Below are 21,802 nucleotides of genomic sequence, written 5' to 3' on the forward strand. Positions count from 1 at the left end.
GCCAGCCCGGCGTCGAGATCATGTACCCCAACCCCGGTTTCCCGATTTACGAAAGCGTGATCCGCTATTCCGGTGCCATGCCGGTGCCGATCGCCCTCGAGGAAAGCAACGGCTTTGCCTTTTCAGCCGAGGCCGTTCTGGCCCAGATCACGCCGCGCACACGGTTGATCATCATCAACAGCCCTGCGAACCCGACAGGCGGCGTGACACCCCGCGCCGAAATCGACAAGTTTGTCGCCGGGCTGGCCGATCATCCCCATGTCGCCGTGCTGTCAGACGAGATCTACAGCCAGATGTTGTACGAGGGCCGCGAGCATGTTTCGCTGCTGCAATATCCCGAAATCCGCGACCGCCTGATCGTGCTGGATGGCTGGTCCAAGACATATGCCATGACGGGCTGGCGTCTGGGTTTCGCGGTCTGGCCCGACGATGCCGTCGGCCCCGCGACCAAGCTGGCGATCAATGACCATTCCTGCGTGAACGCCGCCACCCAATACGCGGGTATCGCGGCACTGACCGGCCCCCAGGATGCGGTTGCCGGCATAATGGTGGCCTTTGACGCGCGCCGCAGGCTGATCGTCGAAGAACTGAACAGTCTTCCCGGCGTGCGCTGCTCGGACCCCGGCGGGGCGTTCTATGCGTTTCCCAACATCGAAGGCACCGGCATGACCGCCCGCGAAGCGCAGGACCGGTTCCTCGATGTGGCAGGTGTCGCGACCGTCGCGGGGACGTCCTTTGGCAGCTACGGCGAAGGCTATCTGCGCTTCTCCTACGCCAATTCGACCGACAATATAAGCGAGGCGATCAGTCGCATCCGCGAAATTTTGTAAGGGGGACCAACGCGATGACCGATATTCAGTCGATGGCCCACGCCATTCGTTTCACTGCCCTAGATTCCATCCTGAACGCAGGCGAAGGCCATCAGGGGGTTCCTTTGGGCATGGCCGAAATCGCGGCGACGCTTTATGCCCGTCACCTCAAGGTGGACCCGAAGGACCCGCTTTGGCCCGATCGCGACCGTGTGGTGCTATCGAACGGACATGGGTCGATGCTGCTATATTCCTTGCTGCATCTGGCAGGTTACGCGCACGTCTCCACCGACGCGCTCAAGTCTTTCCGCAAGTTGGGGTCGGTCTGCGCGGGGCATCCCGAAATCGAGCAAGAGGCCGGCATCGAGCTGACGACCGGGCTTCTGGGTCAGGGGATCGCCTGCTCTGTCGGGATGGCCGTTGCCGAAGCGCGGCTGGCCGCACAATTCGGGTCCGACCTTGTGGATCACCGCACCTGGGCCTTTGTCGGCGACGGCTGCCTTCAGGAAGGTGTCGGTCAGGAAGCGATATCACTGGCTGGTCACCTGCAACTGGGCAAGCTGACGTTCCTTTGGGATGACAACCACATCACCGATGACGGCACGACAGACCTGTCGATCAGCGAAGATGTACCGGCGCGGTTCCGCGCCGCCAACTGGCATGTGCAAGACGTCGATGGCCACGACATCGAAGCCGTGTCGGCCGCGATGGATGCCGCCAAGGCCGATCCGCGACCGTCCCTGATTGCCTGCCGCACCGTGATTGCCCGGGGCATTCCGCGCCTGCAAGGTCAGCGCGGCGGTCACAGCGCCTCCTTGACGCCAGCGGATTCCGACGAGGCGCGGGCCTTGCTGAAGTGGGACCACGCGCCGTTTGATCTGCCCGAAAACGTACGCCAAGACTGGGCCGCCTGTATGGAACGCGGCAAGCAGGCACATGCGGCATGGAAATCCCGGATAGACGGCCATGCATCGGCGACGACCTTTCACCAGTGGACCAGCGGCGCTTTGCCAAAGGACTGGACTGCCACGATGCAAGGGATCATCAAAGATCAGGCGTCGCTGCGCACCCCGCGCCCGACGATCCAGTCGTCTGGTGAAATCTGCGATGCACTGGCCCGGACACTGCCCGACACCCTTGTCCTGTGCGCCGATCTCGAGGCTCCGACAAACCACAAGCGCAGCCGGACGGCCTTTGACGCATCCGACCGTTCAGGCAGCTATGTCCACTGCGGCGTGCGCGAACATCTGATGGGGTCGATGTGTGACGGGATCGCCGCCCACCGCGGCTTGCGGCCCGTGAATGTCACCTATCTTGCCTTCGCCGATTACGAACGTCCCGCGATGCGCATGGCGGCGGTGATGGGGCTTCCCGCACTTTTCGTGTTCAGCCACGACAGCATCGGCGTGGGCAGCAACGGGCCGACGCACCAGCCGGTCGAGATCCTTGCCAGTTTCCGTGCCATGCCCAACATGAAGGTGTTCCGCCCCGCCGACGCCGTCGAGACCGCCGAAGCTTGGGCGCTCGCGATGGAAGCGACCGACGGCCCAAGCCTGTTTTCACTGTCCAGGCAAACCGCGGATCAGGTGCGCGAAACCTGCACCAACAACCTGACCGCACGCGGCGCATATGTCCTGCACGAAGCGGTTGGCGCGCGCGACATCACCTTGATGGCAAGCGGCACCGAAGTCGGCCTTGCGGTGGCAGCACGTCAGGCGCTTGCGGGGATAGGCATCCAAGCCGCCGTGGTGTCCATGCCCTGTTGGGAACTTTTCGACACGCAGGATGCAGACTATCGGGCCAGCGTCATCGGAACCGCACCGCGCATCGGCATCGAAGCCGCGATGAAGTTCGGCTGGGAACGCTGGCTGCGGGAAGGCGACCATTTCATCGGCATGAACGGGTTCGGTGCATCGGATCAGTCCGCTAAACTGTACGAGCATTTTGGCATTACGGTCGATGCAATCGTCAAATCGGCCCGCAGCATGAAGAAGCAACAAACGTTAAGCTGAAAAATAAAGGCCTGCCCGCCGTCACAGATAGGACAGTCATGAGACCCAGCGGTCAGGCCAGATCAACAAACCGATCAATAGAGCGCGACAGGTAATCTGGCGGAGCATGATCCGCAAGCGAGAACGGATAAAACCGACTTTTCTCACATGCCGGAACTTATCATTTCACGGATTTTCATGGCTTTTTCAAAGTGATCCAGCTTGTGGGTTTTGATCCACCATTCCGCTGCTTCCATTAGCAGCTCTGGATCGTCATTCTTATTTGCAAAAAATGCGTAGAACGAAAGACCTACGGCATCTCCCTTCTTCGCGATCTTTTGGTCGCAGACAAAAATCGCTTTGTCTCTCAAAGAAGGTCTCATATTCTGGTGATCCTTAATTTTGCTTGCTGGCATCAGGAAGATGAAATGAACGGTCAAGGACGGCAAGGCGAAATACGCGATCAAAGTGGGCCTTGATCAGATCTTCGCCAAGGCTTGTTTCAAGGTCGACATACATCGCAAAGCGGCCATAACCAGCCTACCTCTGGGACCAGAGGGCTCATCATCATGATATTCACTGGCATTGAGGATCGCTTTCGGTGCAGTCGATCTGTCCAGATCGGCCGACAAGTGCCAGTGAGTCGCGCGGGCGATTGCGATACCATGCCGCGACCGCTATTCAAGGGCTATGAGACCAATTCTGATCCTAATACTAACCAGCTTGACGGCTGTTCCACTGGCCGCGCATCCGCACGTTTTCATCGATACTGGATTCGAGTTGATCCTCGACGATACCGGGCAGATGACGCATGTGCGGGTGATCTGGCAGTATGATGATTTCTATTCATTGCTAATCACCGAGGACATGGCGCTGGACAGCGATGGCGATGGCGTGTTGGCCGAGGAGGAGATTGCAATGTTAACGGGTTTTGACATGAAATGGGACGAAAGTTTCAATGGCGATCTGGTGGTGACACAAGGCGATAACCCCGTTGCTCTGTCAGGACCGCAAGAAGTCACGGCCAGCTTTGCGGATGGGCGCATCACAACAACACATCTTCGGGCTCTCGAAGTTCCGCTGGTGCCCGGAGAAACCCTGATCATGAAAGCCTATGACCCGACCTATTATGTTGCCTATGAGGTGACTGGCCCCGTGGCAGTGACAGGGGGTGGCGTGTGCCATGTGCGGCAGAAAGCGCCTGATCCGGACGCCGACTTGAGGGCACTTCAAGAGCAGCTTGCAACTCTGGATGCCCAAGCGGATCCACAGGATGCCGGGTTGCCAAATATTGGCGCGCAGATGGCGGACAGCGTGATCGTGATATGCGGCGCGTCCTGACGCTGGCAGGCATCGCGGTCCTGATCGGGCTGCTGGCGATGTGGTGGAGCGGCAGTTTCGACCGCCTCGCCTATTGGGCCGCAGGCCAACAAATGGCATTTCAGAACGCAATCGCCAGTGCTCTGCGTGCCGCCCGTGCAGAACAGCCAGGTGCGGTTTTCGCACTGCTTTCGGCATGTTTCGCCTATGGGCTGGCGCATGCGGCAGGGCCGGGACACGGCAAGGTGTTGATCGGCGGATATGGCATGGCGCGGGGCGTGCCGTTATTGCGTCTGTCGCTTATCGCGCTGGCATCTTCGCTTGGACAAGCGGTGACGGCCGTGGCGTTGGTCTATACCGGGGTAACCCTGCTGAACCTTGGGCGGGAGGCGATGGTGGGTGTGACAGAAGACATCATGGCCCCTGTTAGCTATGCGGCCATTGCGCTGATCGGCGGCTGGCTTGTCTGGCGCGGGCTCGGTCACCTGCGACCCGTGTCAACGCATGATCAGGAAGTCGCAACCTGTGCCAGTTGTGGTCATGCTCATGGGCCAACAATTGCAGAAGTCGAAAAAGCTGGAACACTGCGGGAGGCTTTGGTGCTCATCGCAGGGATTGCCGTCCGCCCCTGCACGGGTGCGCTATTCGTGTTGATCATCACTTGGCAGATGAGAATAGGTGCTCTTGGTATTGCCGGTGCTTTCGCTATGGCACTTGGCACAGCGGCGGTCACTATTGCAGTTGGGCTCGGCGCAGGTGCGTTGCGCGGCAGTGTACTGGCCGGGTTCGCCAAGTCACCGCGTGCTGCAATGTTGGCCGCAATGGTGGAGATATTGGCCGGTGGACTTGTTGTTGTTCTGGCGGCCGGACTGCTTTTTAGGACGCTATAATTTGCCAGAGCAATAAAAGTTCATAGTGCGACATGCGATCCCAACTTTATTACATAATTTCGGGCAAACGTTTTTTGGTTTTTAGCCTCCGAACAACGAACCTTATTGACCCTCTATTATGATCTGCACAAATATTTGTATCGAGAACCTGGATAACAGAGAAGAGGGCGAGCATCAGATCAGCCTCGCATGGATCAATACGAGATCTTCAGGCATGAAGGCTTCATCAGACACCTAAATCAGTTCTGATGCACCACAGCGGTCCTTTTTGAAAACCTTTCTTTCTGCGGCTATCTTGCTCTGAATTGATAATATCGTTCCATCGAGAAGCGTTCTCGGCACGTATTTCCGACGAAAGGTCTGAAAACAAGAACTCGTAGTATGGAAGCAAGTTTAGTACATCTGGCACCATCACACTATGGAGAACAGTTTGTGCGATATCGATCCCCAAGGCCCGCGCCAAGGTGGTGGACGCGTTATATGAAAGGCATCGAGCGGATGTATAACGACCCAGAGACGGCCCGTATGAGCTATGGTGTACCAATTCGCGAGCTGCCTCTCGCAGAGGGCAAATCGCTCCCCTACGTTGTCCTTGCTGACATGCAGCCAGACGTGGCCGAGAGGTTCGCGAAGTACGTCTGCCCCTGTGCTTGCCCCAATGTTCCGAGCCAAGACGCTTTCTACCTCCACGACTGGGAGCGCTGGGGGCGGGCAAACTATCCGAACGGCGCTTCGGAGCAGTGATAGTCCTAACTGACAATCTTATTTTCCCGAAAATATCCGATACTTGTCGCATAACGACGAGGCAAAAAGACTTCGGCAAACAGATATCACGTGCAGCATGCCGCTCCGAACGAAAACACGTCTCGCAAACCTGACGGGTCGGTGTTAACTTGCGGCCGTCTTGCCAAGCATGCGTGAAACAACATACTCCTCCCGCTTACCTTGCTCCCAAAGTGGCTGTGCATCGACATCGTTCATCGTCGCTACGGTCCCACGATCCAGACACGTCGACCATTCCTAGTTTTCTTGCCCAAAATTGGTTATGGAGACTCTCATCAAGGTGCCCCAACCATTTCAATTATTCATGTATAGCCAATCCGCTGAAGCTCTAAGTAGCTTTAGGCAGCAACAGTTTGATTAACCTGCCTTACAATTCTAATGATTTCAGCGGTTTGGTCAGCACCGAAAACCCCAACAATCCCCATATCATCGAGGTCGGTAAAGGGGCTTTCATAGAACATTTTGGGATCAATCAGACCGTTCTCGCATAGACTATCAATGATAAGGCCGATGAATTCATTTTGATTTGCGTTCAGGTCACTGGCGGCGACGAAGGAGCTGAACAAGCCCATGGCGGAAGCACGATCCAGTCCCGTCAATGAACGCAGAAAATGACCAAGACCAGCTTCTGCGTTGAGTTCTGTTATGGTTTTTTGATCCGTTACATTTTCGTCTAACATCATGCGTTCTAATTCAGCTAGGTCAGCTTGGGTTAAGGCATCACCACGACGGAGCTTAAGCATGGCGATATGGTCCTGATGTTGCTCAACGAATTTGCGCGCCTTTGCCTTGAAGCGCACCTTATCGACACCGCCCCCGACTTCCGGCAGATGAATCTTAGTACCTTCGCCGAGTGTATCCTCAAAATTTGTTATGACTATCTTCCGCTCTTTTGCTTCGATCAAGTCAACCAAACCGCGCAGTCGTTTGCGCACATCCTCTAACATTTCAACTGTAATATCCTGCCAGAATCCGTCTGTTTGGATATCAATAATCAGTTCCATCTGTTTCGCAACGGTCGGAACATTAGGCAGCGCCTCCAATTGAGATGCGAAGGACGTCACCTTTTGTTGCAAAACCGCAAACCCAGAATTTCCATTTAGCAGTAGAAGCTGCGCTTTGAGGATGAGCAGATCAAACTGCTTCGCTGGCAATGCACCGTCTTCAAACGCTGTGGGCAAGCCAGCAACTTCGCTTGCCAGCGCCATCCTCGCGTCTAAATCGAGGGTTTCCCAACTATCGGATGATTGGAATTTTTCCACCGACCGACGAGACTGACGCACTATGAAATTCTCGAGATTCATACCTTGCACTTCTTCATGCAGCCGTTTTTTGACGGCATTGAGCAACGGCTGATGTTCTTCGGATTCTTGCAACGCTTCTATTAAGCCAACCCGAACTGAAAATAGCCTTTGACCGATAGGCATCGCAGACGGGCCATCAGTTACTTTTGTATTTTCGTTGAAAAACTCCAAGTTTTGACAGAAATCGAAAACGATAAACTCTTCTTTGTCTTGGCCCGGTCCGAACAGGTTTTCACACGTCCGAGTCCCCCGCCCAATCATTTGCCAGAACTTTGTTTTGGAGCGCACAATCTTAAAAAAGACGAGGTTAACGACTTCCGGAACGTCAATCCCTGTGTCCAGCATATCGACCGACACCGCGATATGAGGCGCTTTTTCGGCCTCTGAAAAATCATCAATGAGGGATTGCGCATACGGAACACTATAGTCGATGAGTCGTGCAAATTTCCCTTCGTAATGCGGGTAGTTCGCATCGAACCGCTCAGCAATGAAATGGGCGTGGCGACTGCTTTTTGCAAAGATTATCGTTTTCCCCAAACGATCCCCGCCAGCAACCTTAATTCCGTTTACCATCAAATGTTCTAGGACTTTGTCGACGGTGTCCTTGTTGAAGAGCCACTTGTTAAGGTCATTGCTTTCGACACTGTCTGGAATATTTCCTTCGTCGTCCCATTCAATAGCATCCCATTCCGCCTTTTCCTCGTCTGAAAGACCGTCATAGTTGATCCCGTCCCGCTGGAATTTGAGAGGGACTGAGATTGACTTCGGGGGCACCAAGTATTCGTCGGCGACTGCGTCTTCAAGGTCATAGGAGTCCGTCGGAACACCACGTTCAAGTTCGAACAAGGAGTAAGTATCGCGGTCGATCTCGTCGCGAGGGGTTGCTGTTAGACCTACCAACATACTGTCGAAATACTCAAAAATAGCGCGGTATTTGCGGTAGACTGAGCGGTGAGCTTCATCGATCACGATTAGATCAAAATGGCCGGGGCCAAAGAGCTTCTCTCCACCTTTTACTTCATCAATCAAACCCATCATTGTTGGATAGGTCGAAAGAAAGACCCGCGCACCGGAGTGATCATTCTTTGCCGGATCGTGCTTTTGCAAAAGGTTCGCGCTTGAAGCTGACGGCAGGTGTGTTTTGAAAGCGTTGTGGGCTTGCTTGACCAACGCCACGCGGTCGGCAAGAAACAGCACCCGACGCGCCCAGTTCGCCCGCATAAGCTGATCAATCAGCGCGATTACAGTTCGGGTCTTCCCGCTTCCAGTCGCCATAACCAGAAGGGTTTTTCGCTGACGATCACGTTCAAAAGCCTCACCAACACGACGGATGGCACGCTGCTGATAGAAGCGACCGGCAATCTCTTCATCTACTGACACGCCATCCAAGACCTTTCGGGTTTCGCGGCGCTGATGAAGCAGGACCAGCTCGTCCTTCTTTAGGAACCCAGACACGCGGCGGGGCGGATACATCTTGTCATCCCAAATCCAATGCTCGTACCCATTGGTCGTAAAGATGACAGGTCGCCGCCCATACATCTGCTCAAGGCAATCGGCATAGTGCTTTGCCTGTTGTTGACCTATCCGGCTGTCTTTGCGTGTCCGCTTCGCTTCAACAACGGCCAACGGCTTTCCGTCGCTGCCCCACAAGACATAGTCGACAAAGCCCTGCCCTTTTTCATTTGGCATGCCCTGAACTGGAAACTCACGGTCGCGGCCTTGATCAAGCGGCCAACCTGCTTCTGCGAGCAACAAATCAATGAACGCATCGCGAGTTGCGGCTTCATCATAGTCATGTGGATCAGGGACAGCTTGGTTGGCTTTGCGTGCTTCCGCGACTTCCGCACGAACATTTTTCAGTTCAGCTTCAAGCGCCAGACGGCCATCTTCGGATGCTTTCCGAGCGGTTTCTGTATCCCTAAGAGATTTGGAGGCCGCCTCATGGCTGTCCTTCAGCTTTTGAATTTGCGCGACCGTGCTTGACGAAATCGTCAGTGTTTTTTCGAGCTTGCCTAAGTCAAAGGACAGCGCAGCATCTGGCTTTGCGCCTTTCGCATAGGTACGGGCGATCCAGTAGCATACATGGAACAGCTCACGCACCGTGGCCGCAGCATCTTGCGCAGTAAGAGGCTTGCCGCTGTCGTGGGCAGCGCGGTTACCTTGGTTCTTGATGAAGCGTGCTTTGGTAACAATGGCAGGCCCGGTGAGCTGCGACAGGCTAGGCTCAGCGATCAACGCCGCGAGGTTGTCTTGATATGGCGAGCGCAGCGAAGGGTCGTTTCGATAAAGCCAGTTGATAGCCGTTTCCAGCGTCAGCCGTGCCCGAAAACATGCTCCACGCGGGTCGGATAAGGCGGAACTCTCGGCGACCTTGGCATGGGTCAAAAGGTCTGGGAAATCGGCAGATAGAAACGCGAACTGGGTCATCAAATGGCTCCTTCTACCAACTGCTCTAACGGTACGTTGGCCATAATGTGTGCGGTCGCCGCTGCGAAATCAGTCGGTTTGGCATGCCCGATATTCATCACCATGTGGAAAAGCAGTTGATCCAGCTCGAACGTGTTCTCAAAGTCGATCATCGTCACGACCGACTGGTCCGAGCGGTCCAGTGCCATGAACTTGAGGTGGGTTTGGTTTGCGGCGTCCGAGACGAGCTGTAGCGTGCCAATCTGAAACGGGTTCAAGAATGTTTCAACAAAGGACTCCTGAACACTGCCAGCCGCGATTTGCCATACGACGTAGGCGACGAGGCCATGGGGCGTTGCGGCGATCCCTTTGTGGGCGATCAACGTCATGGGCTGGATCCCACTCAGGGCCTTGGCATATGGCGGATCTTCGCAGAACAGAACGTAGGTTTCTTCGCCAACTTCCGCGTCAAACGTCGTGCGCGAAAAACCACAGCCATAGCGGGATTGTTCGTCCGTCAAAGTTGGCACTCTAAAGTCGCGTATCCCTTGAAGCCATTGGTTCTGCTTAATCATTTGCCCTAGTCCGAATAAATCGTGTTCGCGTTTAGCGACTGTGTGAAATACGGGGTGAAACCGGCCAACATTATGGTGATCGAAACCATGTCTCGCATCTCGATCTCTCGGATTTGACTTGCAGCAGTCCCAGCGTGGCGAATTCCGGGGTAGTCGTTAGCAAAACGGTAAATCCCCTTGGCAGATTCTCTTATTTGCGCATGAGGCCAAACGGCTGTCTGGTCACACATCGCGCCAAAGGTGTTTGCTTCACGTCTAGCTGTCGCGTTGAACAGTACGACATCCGGGTGTTGCTTCAACAATGCTTCAAGGAGGTTAAACTGGGCAGATATGCACTGTTTGACCTTTCGGGGCGACTGGTCGTCTTTTAAGTCTCGAACACAGTCCTCAAAATCACGCATCAGTGTCGCGAGCGCAGCATCTTGCGAGGTTACCTGCCTGAGATCACGCATGAGACGTGCAAAAACGCCGGGGAGCGTTGGGTGCAGGCTGAACGGGCGGCGGAGGTCATAGCGCAGACTATATTTCTCAAGGAAATCCCGGATCAGGAGGAAATACTTGTTCGTCAGGGCTTCGCTGCCGAAATCCTCGATCACAGTATGAGCGCGTTCAAGGAATTCGAGGGCGGAGAGTTCGCCTTGTAGTGCTGCGGCTTTGGTACCGCGAAAGGCAACGCGGGCTTGATTGGTGTCATCCACAATCGCAGCGAGGGACGTGGCTGGGTCTAATTGGTCAGTGAAGGACTTGTTTAGCTCTCGGTAAAGTTCGCAAAACAGGTCATCTGGCGCGTCTCGGTGATCCGCAAGCTTGCGCCAGACCTGCCGCCACATTTCGGACCAGACGCCGATGATCTCGCCCCGCATCTTAGAGTTCCCCTCGGAAGGCACGATGTTGGATAGACGAGTAAAGTTTGTCGGAAAATTTCAAGGAGTTTTCGGCTTGGGTGGTAAGCGACTTAAGGCTTAATAAGCGGTTCGAAAACTCTTGTTGCAATTTCATAGGTGGTTCAAAAGCTGGATAGTCATTTAGTAGCGTTAAGTTCACTCCAGATTGGCCAGCTGTACGTTCAGAATTTGAAACCACGTGAGCATGCAAACGGGGTGCCTGAAGCAAATAGTATATAAAGTCTTTCGTCACGTCGCCTTTTGGTTCGGCCTTCATAAGGGCAACATTATAAGTTCCTGATAACCCTCTGAAAATCTGAAATACGGGAGGTCCGTAACGTCCAATTATAACATCGTCCTCTTGAAACGGACGTTTTGCGAGCGTTTTTGGTACGTATGTTTTGTACGCGTCAGTTCTAAAGTCGCGCGTTTGGACAAAACGAACGTTTTCTGGTCCATCTTCGTATAGAAAATGCTTTTTAGCGGGTTGAGAGCCGCCCACGATCTTGATTACGTCTTGCAACTTACAAGCTCGAAATTTGTTGGGGTTTTGGGCAGGTTCCCCAAACATCTCAATAAAGATGGACTTTCCTAGCCCCTCCAATTTGCTGAGGGCCATTGTGCGGTTATCGCGAAGTCTATCAGCCTGATCCAACATATCCGCAATCCGAATCTGTTCGCCAAGCGGCGGTAGGTGTACCAACAGGTCTAGAAATGTTTCTCGGTCCAAGGACCGCCGCCTCGCTGTCGTCGAACGTAGTTTCGCAAGATAGTAGGCGATCGCGATCGGCGACTTCAGAAAGGCCTCTAAATAAGAACGATCCACGCTATCGTCGCAAACAATGTCCCATATCCCGTAAGCTGGGCTAACTATTGCTTCATCGTGAAGCATTTGAAACGAAAGTACCCCTTCATCTATAGGGAACCCAACTACCAATTGACCTCTTTTGACTACTTTGTAGTTTGAAGTGTCGTCGCTCGCGATCCGCTTCTTGAATTTTGTCAGAGGATCTACCAAGCCATTTTTCATAGTCATCGATAGCAAGGGGTAATCCCCGTTTGCCGCCTTTATCGTCTTTGCGGGTCTAAGCAGCTTGCTTAATGGGACGGCAGCGACGCTCATCCCAATTTAGCCTTTAGTTCGTTTAAATTCTTGGAAAACTCCACCTCGATCGCGAATAGGTCGGCAATAATATCCTCTGGAAAATCATGTTTTGTTTCTTCCTGCGCCACTTCCTTATAGCGGTTAAGCGAGAGATCCCATGTTCCAGTTGCTTTAATATCTTCCAGCGGCACCATGAAGCTCTGAGCCGTGCGAGGACGATCTTTTTCCTCTGTTAAATTCTGCCATCGGCTCAAAATGTCTGGAAGGTTGTTTTTGGAATGCTCATCTTTAGTGAGTGGCACCTTAGGAACAGGTCCAAGTTTTTCTAATAGTAAAAGCTCGTTTCGTTTGTCATCTAAGCTCAGTCCGTCTTGCTCCATATCATAGAACCAGACATTGTCCGTACCGCCGCTTTCCGTCTTGGTGAAGATCAGAATGGCAGTGGAAACACCCGCATATGGGCGGAATACACCCGACGGCAGCTTGATAATCGCATCGAGTTTTTGATCCTCGACGATGGTCCGGCGAATTTCCTTATGCGCCGTGGAAGATCCAAAAAGTACCCCATCCGGCACAACAACCGCCGCGCGTCCACCTGTCCGCATAAGACGCAAGAAAAGAGCGAGGAATAGCAGTTCCGTCTTCTTCGTCTTGACGATCTTTTGAAGGTCTTTAGCAGTTGCATCATAGTCCAGCGAGCCAGCAAACGGCGGGTTGGCAAGGATCAGGGAATAGGCCCCCGCGTCCTTGCCATGCGCCTCGGCCAACGCATCGCGATAGGAAATATCAGGATTTTCAACACCATGCAGCATCATGTTCATTGAACCGATCCGCAGCATCGTGTTGTCGAAGTCGAAGCCTTTGAACATGTGGTTATGAAAGTGATCGCGGAGTTCTTTGTTCCGTAGCAGTTCGGGGTGCTTCTTGCGAAGGTATTCCCCCGCAGTCACGAGGAAGCCGCAAGTACCCGCAGCAGGATCGCAGATCACATCCTTGGGTGTCGGGGCCATGATGTTGACCATAAGCTCAATGATGTGGCGCGGCGTGCGGAATTGGCCGTTCTGACCTGCACTGGCGATCTTACCCAGCATGTATTCATAGACGTCGCCCTTCGTGTCGCGGTCGTCCATATCAATTTGGTCCAGCAGGCGCATGACCTTGTCGAGCAAGGCAGCGTTGGAGAAGCCAAGCCGTGCGTCTTTCATGTGGGTTGCGAAGGAAGAGCCTTTGTCGGCCATTGTGCGCAGGAACGGGAATACGTGCTGATCTACGAGTTTCAGCTTTTCACGGTTTTCAAAGTTGATCAGCTTCTGCCACCGCAAATCGTCATAGGGCCGCTCAACATGCTCGTCGTCTTCGGGGTCGTCATTGACCTTGTACTTGAAGGTGCCTTCCGGAAAAATTCGACGCTCCATCTCCGTTCCAAGGGTGTTGGCCATGGCCTCTTCCCGTGTGTGGATTTCATCGAGGCGCTTAATGAAGAGCAGGTAAGTGATCTGTTCGATCACCGATAGTGGGTTGGAAACGCCGCCGGACCAGAAAGCATTCCAGATTTGGTCGACTTGCGTTTTGATCGTACCGGTAATCACAACTGCACCCGCTTTTTCTCGATCTCACGCATAGCGAGAGCTATCATCACGACTCCAACCGCGCCACAAAGGCTCAACAAACTTAAGGCAAGTGCAGCTACTTCATGGTCATGCCTTAGGGGTATCGAAGGAAGGAAAAGCGTCATGAGAAGCAAGCAAGTGAAAGCCATTTTGAGAAGCTTCCAAGACAGCCCGCTTAGAAGTGTGTTGTTATAATGCGAGACAAAGCTGGTTTGTGTCATCCGTCATCTCCTTGGCGGGACGCCATATATTCCGCAATGTCACGGTCACTGAAACCCGGTTTTGAAAGTGTTTGTTTTAGTAGGAAAGCGATTGCGCCGACGTGGTGTGAATAGTCGTTGGCGTCTGATTTGGAGAGGTGCGGCAGAATGCGAGCAAGCTGTTCTGCTATCATCTCGCTCGACAGGCCAATCTCGCCGAGGACTAGGCTATCAAGGGTCGTGCCAGACATTTCGGCCGCCTTTATGAGCACGGAAACAGGCGTCTCACGGTTGCCCCACTCATAATTACGGTATGCGGCAACTGATACATTAAGCGCCTTCGCCATGTCGCCCTGCGACAAGCTCTTACTTTGGCGCAACATGCCGAGTCGTGCTCCAACCGCTGTATTGTCGAGTGCTGTCATAAAACGTTGACTTGCACTACGAACGTATCGCATGTAATCATAATGTATCGCATTCGTGCTTTTTTAGATATTTACTCATCATTGAGGTCAAACATGTCACAAACAGATGAACTTTCACAAGGCTTTGTATCGCCTCAAAGGTTATCAAAAACTTCCGGCTGGCCCATTGGTCGGGTTCGCCGCCTGATCAAAGATCGAAAAATCCGCTTCGTCATGATCGGACGAAACTACTATTTACCTTCGACGGCACTCTCTGAATACTTCGATCAAAACATGGTGGACCCGATGAAGTGTAGTGGGATCGAGGTTTAAAATGAGCCGTGCGAGTTTAAGCATCAGCGTAGTCGAAAAGCGGATGAAATCTGCTACTGAAGCTGCGCACTACTGTGGTTTGGCCGTCAAACATTTCAAAGCGCTTTGCCCCGTTCGGCCCATAGTCTTGCAGCAAAACAACTTGTTATATGACAAAATTGATCTCGACAGATGGATTGATGCAGTCAAATCAGACGCGGAAATGCAAACCCAACAAAGCATACTGGCGAAACTTGCATGACGCTAATTCGAGTAAAGGGCTTCAAGATTTTCCTCGACCGACATGGCAAAAAGGTGCGGTGTTATCATCGGAAGACAGGGGAATCGATAGACCTCACCAAATACCCGTTGGGTACAGCAGAGTTCTTTGCTGAGTGTGGTCGCATCACAGCCGTATCTAACGCGCAAAAATTACTTGAGCCAAAGGCTGGTACACTTGGGGCACTAATGCAGTTTTATGAGGAAACAGATCACTTTCGCGACGATCTTTCCGCCGTTAGCAAGAAGGACTACCGCTGGTGTAGAAGTTTTCTGGAAAGCGTTAAAGATACTCCGATCCATATAATCGATACGCCATTAATCTCTGGAATTCATGACATTGCCAGTGAGAAACGCGGCTTTAGGCGAGGCAATTTAGTCAAAACCTACCTCAGTGAGGTCTTCAAGTATGCCATTCCAAAGGGATTAATTGATGAGAATTATGCGAAAGACGTTATTAATAAACGTCGGCCTAAATCCAAGCCACGAGCAAATAAGCCTTGGTCACTTGCCGAGATCACTCTCATCTTTACCCGTGCTCCCGCACATATTAGCGCGCCACTTGGTATCATGCTTGGAACAGGTTTGGACCCCACCGATGCATTAGAATTGCCCAAAAGTGCGATACAAGATGGTGTAATATGGGATTGGCGGAACAAAACGGGCCATGAGCAAGCAGTTCCAATCGGTCCGCTTTTGCGGGCAGTCCTTGAGACGATAGCCCCCCACGACGCAGAAACGGTTTTGGCAAACTCTCGGGGTCAATCTTGGAAATACAGCGGTTTTTCCTCTAGCTGGCACACTTTCAAAAACAATCTTGCTACCGAAGGCTATCCCGTAACGCATCTTACACCAAAGGGTCTTCGGCACACTCTTGCCACTAGCCTAAGAGAAGAAGGGCAAGACGAACGCGCAATCGCGGACGTTCTCGGACAGAAAACACCCTCCATGGCGAGGCACTACTCGCGCAACGCATCGTTGGCAAAGAAGAACAAGAAAACGCTGAAATCGATCAGAAAACGAGAGAAAGCTTTGGCGGAAGTTGTCAAACCATCAAGAAAAACTGTCAAACCCATTGCACCCGAAGGGGGAACAATATGAAATATTCGTTATATATCAAGAGTTTAAATGGTGCCCAGGGGCGGAATCGAACCACCGACACGAGGATTTTCAATTTTCTTAGGTTTCCATTCAAACCCTCGCAAGACGCCTTAGGCCGCCGCAATCCTTCAATAGGATCAATTTCTTAGAGATCGCAGGCCGTCTCAGGACTAGCCAACTGTTTCCAAGCCAGCCCAAGTATTTTGGCACCCCACCGACACCCAGCATTCATTTTTCATCATCCGCCCGCTCGTCCATATGCTGGGTTGAGGGCTCTTTGAAATGAAGCGATTGGAGATAAACCATGTCGGCACGGGTTGGCCATTTTGAGTAACAATATTCGCGTGCTTCATCAGGTATGAATAGTAAACCAGACCTCGTTGGAAATTCTGTCTCAAGTTGAGAAATTTGCAACCAGATACTCATCGAGTCCAGTTGAGCATGCGCTTCGCGAAAACGGCAATACCAACTCAATTCATACATTTCGATTTCATCGAAGCGACGGGCGAGGTTCAGTGCTTTTGCGTGATCAGGAAACCCATCATATAGACCCAGTAGGCCATCTAGACCTGCCCAAGAGTATGTATCGCCCCTGACAACCATCTTTAGGACCTGTTCAGCACTCAGCTTGTCGCCAAAGCGACGAGTTAGGTCGACTAGGATTTTCCCAAATTCCTGTGAGCCTACTCGAGATAAGTGCGGCCCTCGTTTGATCAGCTTGTCTATGGTCCCGTTGAATATTGAAACGTGCCCCCCTTCACCGAGATGTTCAAGGAGGCCTGAAGCCAGCTCCAACGCCTTCTGATCATACTTTGATGAAAACACTTCAAATAGCTTCTGGACAGCCATCAACTGAGACCCATTAGTCACGCCAAGCGCTATCTCAGGTAACTGATGTTGGAACGAATGGTTCAACACGTTTTCTTCTGGAACCTTGACCAGAACGCTTTTGGCCCCGTACAAAATATCTTCCCTGCCAATTAGATACTCTTGTAGCCACAGATAGTGTATTTCTTTGCTTCGGACGTTCACCAAGAGAAGGAGTACCGGAACTCTAAACTGGTTAGCGTATTTCAGATAATCGGTTTTCAACCGAATATAATAACCGCGGTTCCTGAAGATAGGCTTGAGAGTTCCTTTGACCTGAATTTTTACGAGCGCGCCGGACAGTTCTTCGATTCCATCAACGATGTCGATTAGCTCTGCTTCCAGATCAATCCCACAGTCATGCGACTGTGTTCGGCAAATCCAGTTCGGAGCATCTAGAAAAGCTCCCTGGGCAAGGTTTTCGGCTTGGTCACCTGTTCTTTGAGAGATAGATCGTTTTGGCAATATACTGTTCCATCAATACCTTGTGGCATGTTGATACCGAACCATCTGGCCAAGACAACCTTAAGGTGCCAAAGATATAGTGTTTGGTACAAATCAGTTTGAGATATCCAATTGCCGAAACGTCACAACAACCATCAGATCGAAGATGCCAGCAGACGACAGTTTGACCGCTTGCTTCCCGATGCATGGGTTTCACGCCCAAAGCCATCTGACTATGGAACCGACTTAGAAGTCGAAATATTTGAAAAAGATGGGACCGCCACTGGCCTCATGTTCTATGTTCAACTGCGAGGCACCGATGACACAAAAAAGGAAACCAGCACAACTCTCAGCTTGGAGCAGCTTCGTTATTTCCACCAGCTAGATGTACCGACGCTACTGGTTCGCTTCTGCAGGCCTACAAGTAAATTTCATTGTAAATGGCACTTTGAAATCCATCCGACCGCTAAGCAAGAGACACAGGATTCCTTAACCGTCAATTTTTCGGGTAACCAGCAATGGAATGATGATACGCTGCCTGCTTTAGCGTCAGACTTGAAAATCGCTCGGCGCGCAAAGAATTTGAACGCCCATGGATTCGTCTCACTCAAAGCAGATTCCATAGACTTTGGAGCGTCAAAAACCTTCGAGTTAAAATTGGCCATCCAGCAGGCAACAGAAATATGCGGAACAATTGTACCCGCGGACACCTTACCAGATGATCGACATCTCCCACTGCTAATATCCCAAATAGGTAGTTCGATAACAATAAGATGTGGCAAGCTGACTAGCATCGAAATCCCTGAGGACGCTTTGGGCGACGAGCTTTCTACTGCTCTGCTTTACTGTGCATGTATCGTAAGCTCGGATATGGGGTGCACACATCAAGCCCAAGCGATTGCAAATTCGATCCTGCAAGACAAGCTTGTCGCCCCCCATCCGTTTATCGCTTTTCGTGCAGCTTTAGCTCTACGGTCGGCTCCTGCTGATTTAGTCAGCTTTGCTTTGCTAAATGACCTAGAGGACCCCTCATCGCCTGCGAACCCGATGTTGACTGTCGCACTAGTCAGCGCCTCACAAAAATCACACACTCAAGATTGGCTTAACGTCTGGTACGATGCGGTTCGGCATTTCGCCATTCAAAACGACATGCAGGGTCCCGCCGCCGCAACCTTTTATAATCAAGGCAATGTTGCTCTTCAAACTGCAAATTTTGCCGATGCCGTTTGGTACTATAACCAAGCCCGAAAGCTTCGCCCCGAGTACCTGACCACGGATTACTTTCTTCAGGAATTCGGTGGAGCCCTTTACAATTCTCGACATTATCGTCCAGCCAGAAAGCTTTATGAGTCGGCGATCACAGATACATCGTCAGCGACAGACTGGCACAGATTGGGTGATGCCCAGCTCCTCTCGGGCGAAATTGAACTTGCAACAAAGTCTTACGAAACCGCCGAAGGCTCACAGCGGCTAAGCCCTGAAAAGTTCAGCTCGCAAATGAAGCTATCGCTTTGCGATTGGCTAATTGCAAAGTACGGGGAAAATCTTGTCGTTCGCTGGCATGAAGCATCGAAAATGCTCCGACGCATTGAAATTCGAAACGCGCAAAAAGAGCAAGAATACCATAAAATACTACTAGAGGCCAATGCGCTAGACCCCGTTTCAAACTTCAACATGGGAACATCCTGCGCGAATAGATCAGAATTTGATGACGCCTTACACCACTTCTTACTTTGCGGCATACAATGCCCCCATGATCTTGAGGCATGGAGCAATGCCATAAAATGCGCTTGGAACGTTAACCATCATGCTTTTTTCGCAGTGCTTTCAGCAGCCTATGCGCACAATGCACTCGACGGCTATGCCCTCTTCAGAAGTGATTTAACAAATCAAGGCATGCCGGATAACCTGATTGAAATGTTGGATGCTCTGGTAGGAGAATTGGATGATCCAACACAAGTTTCAGATGAATTTTCTAAGTTCTTACAGCGCCACTTCAGCGATGGCGAAACGGTATGAGCGGTCTTGCATTCTGGGTTTTTTAAGCATGGAAACCAAGAGTCGAGTTAAGAACTTTCGTGGTAGCCTTGCCACTTAGGATTGTATTTAGTAACAATAATGAAAGTCGTAAGCTCATGGTGAGCCCCGCCTTCAAATGGCTCTAAATGCCTCTTCAAAGCGGACGGGCACGTTCAATTCGTGCGCGGCGACAGGAAAACTATGTTTGAACTTAATAGAACCCAAGCACGCTGGGCATTCAAAGACCTTCTGGGACAAGCCAATCACTTCTTGATCACAATCCTAGTCGGGTTAGACGGGGTCCGTACTGAAAAAGTCGAACTCAGTCCTGAATTTCGAACTTCTTGGAATCCCCAGAGTATTTCGAGATCAGCAGACCGCAGTCGGGTTTTCGTTTTGGATCTTGCCCTCATCCGCGCAATAGACGCTCTCGATACCTACATGATGATGTCTGCGCGAAAGCCGTCATCCTTATCCACGTTAGACTTTAGAGCTGCCATGGACGGAAGCCGCCGAAGCGTTGCAAATCGCTTTGACGCTTTTGATGAGCACCTCAGCGCGCTACCGCCCCAACACAAAGCAATTCTTTCCATTGCAATCGAATGGAGAAATCAGAGAGTTCATTCCCTTTCGAGCGATCCAATCGAGAAAAAGACTCTCCGTGTTGTTCGAGATAATGCAGAATTTTTCAAGTCTGGGTATAGCGGATTAGACGTCGATGACTTCATCTCACATTTCAAGTCAAGAGAAGCCCCAACATTCAAAGAAGCCGCTTCAGTTATTCGTCTCACCCACGAGGCTGTAGCCCATTATGATGCGGAACTTCTCCAAAACCTTCCCATCGAACGCTACCTTAAAGAAGCTCTCTTAAAATTTCTGGAAACAGACAACGCCAATCCACTCAGGTCCATACAAAAGACATGGGACCACCCAGAAAAAAAGCGGATCAAGGTCATACGACTCCTGCGGATGATTGGAGTGAACCAAACCGATGCAATCAAAGGCCGACTGGTGCCAGATAAATTTGTTGACGAACTGGTTGGCCTAAAGAGCGGTGAGGTCTTGGGTCATCTGCAGAGTTAATCTTGCTGCTTCCAACTAGGATGGTCAATTTAAATCATACTATTTCAGGGCTCTTCTTTCCCTTTTAAGTTTCATCAAACCATACCCTGACACGCGGATTCTGGGTGTCTTACAGTGTCCACATGAAACATACACTGACAACAAAATCACTCGACGCTATGAAGCCTGCCGCCGTTAAGCGGTACGAGGTTCAAGATGCGAAAGCACCCGGCCTGCATGTGCGTGTGTCGACCACAGGTGCGAGGATGTTTTACACCATGTCCCGCGCCAACGGCAAACGCAGGCGCATTAAAATCGGACCCTACCCTGTGCTCTCTTTGGCCGAGGCGAGACGCCGTGCGATGGAGATCGCACGTTCAATCGAACTAGGTGAATACGACGTTGCGCCGGAAGGCCCTGACGAGACAGCGCCCACCCTCGGTGAGGTCATCCCACAGTTCATCGAACTCCATGCCAAACCCAACACCAAGGACTGGAAACGCACCGCAAGCGTGTTGCGCAAGTTTGATTGCTTGAAAGACAGGCCCCTTGATCAGATCAAACGACAGGACGTTACCAAGGTCTTGGATGGCATTATCGCCAACGGAACGCCGACACGCGCAAACCGGGCGCTCTCAGCTATCAAAAAACTGATGAACTGGTGCGTCATGCGTGGCACCATCGAAACGTCACCTGTGGCTCTGCTCAGGCCGCCGACACGCGAAATCCAACGTGATCGCGTGCTCATCGATGACGAAATTCATGCAATATGGCGGCACAGCGAAACTGAGGACTATCCTTTCGGACCTTTCCTCAAATTGTTGATGATAACGGGGCAACGCCGAAGCGAGGTGTCTGGCATGCGCTGGTCTGAACTCAATCTTGATGAGGGCGTTTGGGAACTACCAGCAAGCCGCGTGAAAAACGCTCGCCTGCATATCGTCCCCCTGCCTGCACAGGCGGTGGCGATCCTGCGATCACTGCATAGGTTCCTCAACAGCGACTTCGTATTCACGACGACGGGGCGTTCGGCGATTTCTGGGTTTGGTCGTCTGAAAGAACGGATCGAGGCGACGCTGCCTGAGAACACGCAAGATTGGCGCTTCCATGATTTCAGACGCACCGCCTCCACAGGCATGGCTAAGATCGGTGTGATGCCCCACGTGATCGATGCTGTGACCAACCACAAATCAGGGGTCGTCTCAGGCGTCGGTGCAACCTACAATCGCTACACGTATCTGAATGAAAAACGTGAGGCATTGGATCAATGGGCCGCGCAGTTGGACGTCATCGTAAGGAGTTAAAGTCTTGGCAATAAGCGATTTCGACAAAAGTCCATTCGTTGGACCTCGGCAAGCATTTGAGATCGTGGGCAGTAGGCGTTGCCCGATGCACCCGAGACCGACACGCGGACTATTGATCAGGCTGTTGGAGTTG

At 52.0% G+C, this 21,802-nt stretch carries 19 protein-coding genes; 10 read left to right on the forward strand and 9 right to left on the reverse strand.

Features of this window, described 5'->3' with window-relative positions; translation table 11 throughout:
- A partial coding sequence (locus tag ABYT07_RS01255; RefSeq protein ID WP_372988795.1) for a pyridoxal phosphate-dependent aminotransferase occupies window positions 1-830 on the forward strand: 830 nt, incomplete at its 5' end.
- A gap of 14 nt (window positions 831-844) precedes the next feature.
- The gene (gene tkt / locus ABYT07_RS01260) at window positions 845-2,821 is read left to right on the forward strand and encodes a transketolase (RefSeq protein ID WP_372988796.1); all 1,977 of its coding nucleotides are present in this window, start codon (window positions 845-847) and stop codon (window positions 2,819-2,821) included.
- Window positions 2,822-2,964: 143 nt separating this feature from the next.
- On the opposite strand, the gene ABYT07_RS01265 is transcribed toward tkt, so the two are convergent.
- Complete coding sequence (locus ABYT07_RS01265) at window positions 2,965-3,183, reverse strand: DUF6500 family protein (RefSeq protein ID WP_372988797.1); 219 nt, start codon at window positions 3,181-3,183, stop codon at window positions 2,965-2,967.
- Window positions 3,184-3,490: 307 nt separating this feature from the next.
- Between ABYT07_RS01265 and ABYT07_RS01270 the strand changes: the two genes are divergently transcribed.
- Together ABYT07_RS01270 and ABYT07_RS01275 are read left to right on the forward strand one after the other, a co-directional pair.
- Complete coding sequence (locus ABYT07_RS01270) at window positions 3,491-4,141, forward strand: DUF1007 family protein (RefSeq protein ID WP_372988798.1); 651 nt, start codon at window positions 3,491-3,493, stop codon at window positions 4,139-4,141.
- On the forward strand, window positions 4,126-5,010 hold the full coding sequence (locus ABYT07_RS01275; protein ID WP_372988799.1) for a nickel/cobalt transporter: 885 nt from the start codon (window positions 4,126-4,128) through the stop codon (window positions 5,008-5,010). The genes ABYT07_RS01270 and ABYT07_RS01275 overlap by 16 nt, the downstream gene beginning before the upstream one ends.
- Window positions 5,011-6,131: 1,121 nt before the next feature.
- On the opposite strand, the gene ABYT07_RS01280 is transcribed toward ABYT07_RS01275, so the two are convergent.
- The 7 genes from ABYT07_RS01280 to ABYT07_RS01310 are packed head-to-tail and all read right to left on the reverse strand — an operon-like array spanning window position 6,132 to window position 14,302.
- Entirely contained in the window at window positions 6,132-9,524 is a 3,393-nt protein-coding gene (locus ABYT07_RS01280) for a DEAD/DEAH box helicase family protein (protein WP_372988800.1), read from the reverse strand.
- Window positions 9,524-10,033, reverse strand: a complete 510-nt coding sequence (locus tag ABYT07_RS01285; RefSeq protein ID WP_372988801.1) for a hypothetical protein — start codon at window positions 10,031-10,033, stop codon at window positions 9,524-9,526. The genes ABYT07_RS01280 and ABYT07_RS01285 overlap by 1 nt, the downstream gene beginning before the upstream one ends.
- A gap of 50 nt (window positions 10,034-10,083) precedes the next feature.
- On the reverse strand, window positions 10,084-10,941 hold the full coding sequence (locus ABYT07_RS01290; protein WP_372988802.1) for a hypothetical protein: 858 nt from the start codon (window positions 10,939-10,941) through the stop codon (window positions 10,084-10,086).
- A gap of 1 nt (window position 10,942) precedes the next feature.
- The gene (locus tag ABYT07_RS01295; RefSeq protein ID WP_372988803.1) at window positions 10,943-12,085 is read right to left on the reverse strand and encodes a hypothetical protein; all 1,143 of its coding nucleotides are present in this window, start codon (window positions 12,083-12,085) and stop codon (window positions 10,943-10,945) included.
- On the reverse strand, window positions 12,082-13,656 hold the full coding sequence (locus ABYT07_RS01300) for an N-6 DNA methylase (protein ID WP_372988804.1): 1,575 nt from the start codon (window positions 13,654-13,656) through the stop codon (window positions 12,082-12,084). Before ABYT07_RS01300 ends, ABYT07_RS01295 begins: the two co-directional genes overlap by 4 nt.
- A complete protein-coding gene (locus ABYT07_RS01305) occupies window positions 13,653-13,898 on the reverse strand; it encodes a hypothetical protein (RefSeq protein WP_372988805.1) in 246 nt (81 codons plus the stop codon). Before ABYT07_RS01305 ends, ABYT07_RS01300 begins: the two co-directional genes overlap by 4 nt.
- Window positions 13,895-14,302: a helix-turn-helix domain-containing protein gene (locus tag ABYT07_RS01310; protein ID WP_372988806.1), complete on the reverse strand. Its 408-nt coding sequence runs from the start codon at window positions 14,300-14,302 to the stop codon at window positions 13,895-13,897. The genes ABYT07_RS01305 and ABYT07_RS01310 overlap by 4 nt, the downstream gene beginning before the upstream one ends.
- A gap of 93 nt (window positions 14,303-14,395) precedes the next feature.
- Here ABYT07_RS01310 and ABYT07_RS01315 point away from each other — a divergent pair, with 93 nt between their 5' ends.
- The 3 genes from ABYT07_RS01315 to ABYT07_RS01325 are packed head-to-tail and all read left to right on the forward strand — an operon-like array spanning window position 14,396 to window position 15,973.
- Entirely contained in the window at window positions 14,396-14,614 is a 219-nt protein-coding gene (locus tag ABYT07_RS01315; RefSeq protein WP_372988807.1) for a hypothetical protein, read from the forward strand.
- A 1-nt stretch (window position 14,615) separates the two neighbouring features.
- Window positions 14,616-14,855 (forward strand): hypothetical protein, encoded by a 240-nt coding sequence (locus ABYT07_RS01320; RefSeq protein WP_372988808.1) that lies wholly within the window; start codon window positions 14,616-14,618, stop codon window positions 14,853-14,855.
- Window positions 14,852-15,973: a tyrosine-type recombinase/integrase gene (locus tag ABYT07_RS01325; protein WP_372988809.1), complete on the forward strand. Its 1,122-nt coding sequence runs from the start codon at window positions 14,852-14,854 to the stop codon at window positions 15,971-15,973. Before ABYT07_RS01320 ends, ABYT07_RS01325 begins: the two co-directional genes overlap by 4 nt.
- 228 nt (window positions 15,974-16,201) lie before the next feature.
- On the opposite strand, the gene ABYT07_RS01330 is transcribed toward ABYT07_RS01325, so the two are convergent.
- The gene (locus ABYT07_RS01330; protein WP_372988810.1) at window positions 16,202-17,305 is read right to left on the reverse strand and encodes a DUF4365 domain-containing protein; all 1,104 of its coding nucleotides are present in this window, start codon (window positions 17,303-17,305) and stop codon (window positions 16,202-16,204) included.
- A gap of 111 nt (window positions 17,306-17,416) precedes the next feature.
- On the opposite strand from ABYT07_RS01330, the gene ABYT07_RS01335 reads away from it, so the two are divergent.
- From ABYT07_RS01335 to ABYT07_RS01345, 3 genes are all read left to right on the forward strand, one after another.
- Window positions 17,417-19,303, forward strand: a complete 1,887-nt coding sequence (locus ABYT07_RS01335; protein WP_372988812.1) for a DUF4365 domain-containing protein — start codon at window positions 17,417-17,419, stop codon at window positions 19,301-19,303.
- Window positions 19,304-19,504: 201 nt separating this feature from the next.
- A complete protein-coding gene (locus ABYT07_RS01340) occupies window positions 19,505-20,386 on the forward strand; it encodes a hypothetical protein (RefSeq protein WP_372988814.1) in 882 nt (293 codons plus the stop codon).
- Window positions 20,387-20,508: 122 nt separating this feature from the next.
- Window positions 20,509-21,669, forward strand: a complete 1,161-nt coding sequence (locus tag ABYT07_RS01345) for a tyrosine-type recombinase/integrase (protein WP_372988816.1) — start codon at window positions 20,509-20,511, stop codon at window positions 21,667-21,669.
- Window positions 21,670-21,802: the final 133 nt, after the last annotated feature.

The sequence above is a fragment of the Sulfitobacter sp. genome (assembly GCF_041552635.1).
GTDB lineage: Bacteria > Pseudomonadota > Alphaproteobacteria > Rhodobacterales > Rhodobacteraceae > Sulfitobacter.